This is a genomic window from Micromonospora phytophila, assembly GCF_023656545.1.
In the GTDB taxonomy this organism is placed as follows: domain Bacteria; phylum Actinomycetota; class Actinomycetes; order Mycobacteriales; family Micromonosporaceae; genus Micromonospora; species Micromonospora phytophila.
Genome location: NZ_JAMOKF010000376.1, coordinates 1 through 4,776, shown reverse-complemented (window position 1 = coordinate 4,776; position 4,776 = coordinate 1). Strand labels below are relative to the sequence as shown.

Below are 4,776 nucleotides of genomic sequence, written 5' to 3'. Positions count from 1 at the left end.
CGACGTCGCACCGTGGTCCCCGGACGAGGCGTGGGGCCGCGCCACGGCGGAGGCCGCCCCGGCCTCAGCCGGCAACGGCTGGGAGTCCGACCGCGCCGAGGAACCCCCGGTCTACCAGCCCGCCCCCGCCCCCGGCATCTCGCCGGCCAACGCGGTGCCGCTGCCCCCGCAGGAGCAGCGGGTACCCGGCGCCAGCCTGGCCGCGGCCCCGCCGGCCAACTACGCACCGCCGGCCCAGTACGCGCCGGCGACCGAGCAGTCCGTGCGGGACGGTGGCGCACCGGCGTACGAGCAGGAACAGCCGGGTTGGGCCGGTTCCCGACACGAGGAGCCGCCGGCCCCGGCGGGCCCGGTCGTTCCCGCTCCGCGCATCTCCCCGGAGTCCGGCGGCCGGGCGGCCGTACCGTCGCCGGAGGATGCCGAGGGCGTCTCCGGCAGCGTCTCGGCGAGCGCCTCCGTGCCGCTGGCCAGCCGGGTGATGCCCCCGACCGACCAGGCCCTGCGACCGAGCGGCACGGCCGCGCCGCAGCCCCGGGTGTACGGCCGTCCGGCCCGACCGGAGCAGGACGAGCCGGAGCAGGACGAGCCGGGCGGGCACCGGCCTGACCAGGCGCCGCTGCCCCGCTTCGACCAGGACCCGGAGGCACGGTTCGACCAGAGCCCGGAGGCACGGTTCGACCAGAGCCCGGAGACGCGCTTCGATCAGGGCCCGCAGACGCGGTTCGACGACCGGGGGCCGGCGGGGCCGAACGCGTTCGGCGCCGCACCCGCCGCGCCCCCGGCCTTCCCGCCGGGCGTGCCGTCCTTCGTCGACGCACCCGCCAGCGACCGGCCGATGAACGGGGTCCGACCGCACGGCGGCGCGGACCACCCCGGCGACCGCTTCGGCGCGCCGGCGGCCGGCAACCCCGCCGACGACGGCGGGTTCCCCGGCTACGGGCCCGGCCCGGCGGCCCAACCGGCACCGGGCGGCGCCTTCCCGACGGCGTTCCCGCCGCCGCCGCAACAGCAGTCCGGCCCGTCCTGGGACCAGGGCGCTCCCGAGCCGGACCAGGGCCGGTTCGACTCGTTCAAGCCAATCGCCGAGCCGAAGACCGAGGCGCCCATCCCCAAGGTGCGCAACGGGCGGGTGCTGGCCGCGGTGCTCGTCGCCGCGGTGCTGATCCTGGCGATTCCGCTCGGCCTGCTCACCCTGCTGGGCAAGGTCGGCGACCCGGACGAGGCCCCCGCGTTCGACCCGGCGGTCGGCACCTGCGTCAAGCAGTCCGGCGAGGGCCCGGCGACGGCGGACTGTGGTGAGGCGGGCGCCTTCACCGTCGTCTCCAAGGTGGACGCCAAGGAAAAGTGCGCCGACCCGGCCCAGCCGCACGTGGTGCTCCCCGGCGAGGGGACGAACCGGGTGCTCTGCCTGAAGCCGGCGGGCCAGTAGTTCCACGCACGGCGGCGGGGCCACGGGAGACCGTGGCCCCGCCGCCGTTCTCCCGGCCGATGTGATCGAGCCCGCTCGGAGTGCCGGCCGCTCCGAGCAGCCCCGTCCGGCAGACTGGGGCCATGAGCGCACGAGTACGGGCACCCGAGCTTCGGGGTCGGGGCTGGCTGAACACGGGCGGGCGGGAGCTGAAGCTCGCCGACCTGCGCGGCAAGATCGTTCTGGCCGATTTCTGGACCTTCTGCTGCATCAACTGCCTGCACGTGCTCGACGAGCTGCGGCCGCTGGAGGAGAAGTACGGCGATGTGCTCGTCGTGATCGGCGTGCACTCGCCGAAGTTCGAGCACGAGAAGGACCCGGACGCGCTGGCCGCCGCCGTGGAGCGGTACGGGGTGCACCACCCCGTGCTCGACGATCCCGAGCTGGACATGTGGCAGCAGTACGCGGCCCGGGCCTGGCCGACCCTGTCGGTGATCGACCCCGAGGGCTACGTGGTGGCCACCATGGCCGGCGAGGGTCACGCCGAGGGGCTGGCCCGGCTGATCGACGACCTGATCGCCACCCACGAGGCGAAGGGCACCCTGCACCGCGGGGACGGCCCGTACGTCCCGCCGGCCGAGCCGGAGACCACGCTCCGCTTCCCCGGCAAGGCGGTGGTGCTGGAGAACGGCAACCTGCTGGTGTCGGACTCGGCCCGGCACTCCCTGGCCGAGCTGGCGCCGGACGGCGAGACGCTGGTCCGCCGGATCGGCGCCGGCAGCCGGGGTCGGGCCGACGGGGCGGCCGAAGCGGCCAGCTTCTCCGAGCCGCAGGGGCTCTGCCTGCTTCCCGCGCACGCCGCCGAGGTGGCCGGCTACGACCTGGTCGTCGCGGACACCGTCAACCACCTGCTGCGCGGCGTACGCCTGGCCACCGGTGAGGTGGTCACGGTCGCCGGCACCGGCCGGCAGTGGCGTTCCACGGTCGACGACCACGCGCACGACGCGCTCTCGGTGGACCTCTCCTCCCCCTGGGACCTGGCCTGGTACGACGACAAGGTCGTCGTCGCGATGGCCGGCATCCACCAGCTCTGGTGGTTCGACCCGGTGAAGCGCACCGCCGGCATGTACGCGGGCACCACGGTCGAGGCGCTGCGTGACGGCCCACTGGCCGAGGCGTGGATGGCGCAGCCGTCCGGCCTCTCGGTCTCCGCCGACGGCACCCGGCTCTGGGTGGCCGACAGCGAGACCAGCGCGATCCGCTACGTGGAGAACGGCGTGCTGGGCACCGCCGTAGGGCAGGGGCTGTTCGACTTCGGCCACGTCGACGGGCCGGCGGAATCGGCGCTGCTCCAGCACCCGCTCGGGGTGTGCGCCCTGCCGGACGGCTCGGTGCTGATCGCCGACACGTACAACGGCGCGGTCCGTCGCTTCGATCCGGAGAGCGGCCAGGTCTCCACGGTCGCCGACGGGCTCGGCGAGCCGAGCGACCTGGTGCTCACCCCGGCCGGCGAGGTGCTGGTGGTGGAGTCCACCGCGCACCGGCTGACCCGGCTGGCTCCGGGCGCGCTCTCGGCCGCCGGTGCCAGCACCGTCGACGGTCCCCGGCACCGCACCGAGCGCAAACCGACCGAGGTGGCGGCCGGCGAACTGACCCTGGACGTCATCTTCACGCCCGCGCCGGGGCAGAAGCTGGACGAGACGTACGGCCCGTCGACCCGGCTGGTGATCTCCGCGTCCCCGCCGGAGCTGCTGGTGGAGGGGGCCGGAACGACGACCGACCTGTCCCGCCGGCTGGTGTTGAACGGCGACATCGGCACGGGGGTGCTCCAGGTGACCGCCCAGGCGGCGACCTGCGACGCGGACGTCGAGCACGCGGCCTGCCACCTGACCCGCCAGGACTGGGGCGTTCCGGTCCGAGTGGTCGACGACGGCGCCACCCGGCTCCCGCTGGTGCTGCGCGGTCTGGACGCCTGACCGGTCCCCCCGGATGCGGGCGGCCGACGCGCCGCCCGCATGGAACGCCGGTGCGCCGCGCACGTCGGGGCCCGGCGCGCCGCCAGCGCGGGGCGCGTCGGCCTATCCGGCGAACGGGGTGAGCGTCACCCCGGCGTCGATGAGGGCGGCGCGCACCAGTTCCGCCGAGGCGACCGCGCCCGGGGTGTCGCCGTGCAGGCAGATCGACTCGACCGGGCAGGGGACGACCGTGCCATCGACCGCGACCACGGTCCGCTCGGTGGCCATCCGGACGGCGCGGGCGGCCACCTCCTCCGGGTCGGTGACCAGCGCGCCGGGGGCGGTGCGGGGCACCAGCCTGCCGTCGGGCAGGTAGCCCCGGTCGGCGAAACCCTCGGCGACCACCCGCAGACCGGCGCCCACGGCGAGCTGGGCGAGCACCGATCCGGACGCGCAGAGGATCGGCAGCCCGTCGTCGTACCCGCCGACCGCGGCGACCAGGGCCGCCGCCTGGGCCTCGTCGCGGGCCGCCGCGTGGTAGAGCGCGCCGTGCGGCTTGAGGTAGCGGACCCGGGTGTGGGACAACCGGCAGAACGCGTCGAGCGCGCCGAGCTGGTAGATGACCTCGTCACGCAGCTCCGCGAAGGCGTACGCGATGTGCCGGCGGCCGAAGCCGGCGAGGTCCCGGTAGCCGACCTGGGCGCCGACCGCGACGCCGCGCTCGGCGGCGGCGGCGCAGACCCGACGCATGGTGGAGGCGTCCCCGGCGTGGAAACCGCAGGCCACGTTGGCGGAGGTGACCAGGTCCAGCAGCGCCTCGTCGTCACCGAGCCGCCAGATGCCGAAGCCCTCGCCGAGGTCAGCGTTGAGGTCCATGGAACCTCACCGTAGTGCCTGGTCGGGCCTGCGCGAGCGGGGTCACGTCGGCCACCACCCCGATGACGGGGTACCCGCCGGTCGTCGGGTGGTCGGCGAGGAAGACCAACGGTTGGCCGTCCGCCGGCACCTGCACCGCCCCGAGCACGATGCCCTCGCTGGGCAGTTCCCCGGCGACCGCGCGGGGCAGCGGCGCGCCGGTCAGCCGCGCGCCGACCCGGTTGCCGACCGGGCTGATCGTGTACGCGGTGCCGAGAAGCCGGTCGAGCGCGGTCGGGGTGAACCAGTCGTGCCGGGGCCCGAGGCGCAGCGCCAGCCGCAGCTCCGGTGGGGGCGACGCCGCGACGGTCACGTCGACCGGGGCCGGCGGGCCGACCGGTGTGCCGAGGGGGAGGCGGTCCCCGTCGCGCAGCGGCGGCGGGCCGAGCCCGGAGAGGGTGTCGGTGGCCCGGCTGCCGAGCACCGGCGGCACGTCGAGCCCCCCGGCCACCGCCAGCCAGCTGCGCAGGCCCCGTCGGGCGGGACCGATCCGCAGCA

General features: G+C 75.9%; 4 protein-coding genes. 2 read left to right on the top strand and 2 right to left on the bottom strand.

Annotated elements, in window-relative coordinates; genetic code table 11:
* Window positions 1-1,429, top strand: a 1,429-nt coding sequence (locus tag NCC78_RS27695) for an LppU/SCO3897 family protein (RefSeq protein ID WP_443677212.1), incomplete at its 5' end; no start/stop codon positions are given.
* Between the two features lie 122 nt (window positions 1,430-1,551).
* Window positions 1,552-3,384 (top strand): NHL domain-containing thioredoxin family protein, encoded by a 1,833-nt coding sequence (locus tag NCC78_RS27690; RefSeq protein WP_250798169.1) that lies wholly within the window; start codon window positions 1,552-1,554, stop codon window positions 3,382-3,384.
* A gap of 102 nt (window positions 3,385-3,486) precedes the next feature.
* On the opposite strand, the gene NCC78_RS27685 is transcribed toward NCC78_RS27690, so the two are convergent.
* Entirely contained in the window at window positions 3,487-4,239 is a 753-nt protein-coding gene (locus NCC78_RS27685; protein ID WP_250798168.1) for a LamB/YcsF family protein, read from the bottom strand.
* On the bottom strand, window positions 4,223-4,776 hold a 554-nt coding region (locus NCC78_RS27680), incomplete at its 5' end, for a 5-oxoprolinase subunit C family protein (protein ID WP_250798165.1). The genes NCC78_RS27680 and NCC78_RS27685, both read right to left, overlap by 17 nt.

Excerpts from the sequence above, each read along its gene's own strand:
- NCC78_RS27690 (WP_250798169.1), top strand. The coding sequence starts at position 1,552 with ATGAGCGCACGAGTACGGGCACCCGAGCTTCGGGGTCGGGGCTGGCTG.
- NCC78_RS27685 (WP_250798168.1), bottom strand. The coding sequence starts at position 4,239 with ATGGACCTCAACGCTGACCTCGGCGAGGGCTTCGGCATCTGGCGGCTC.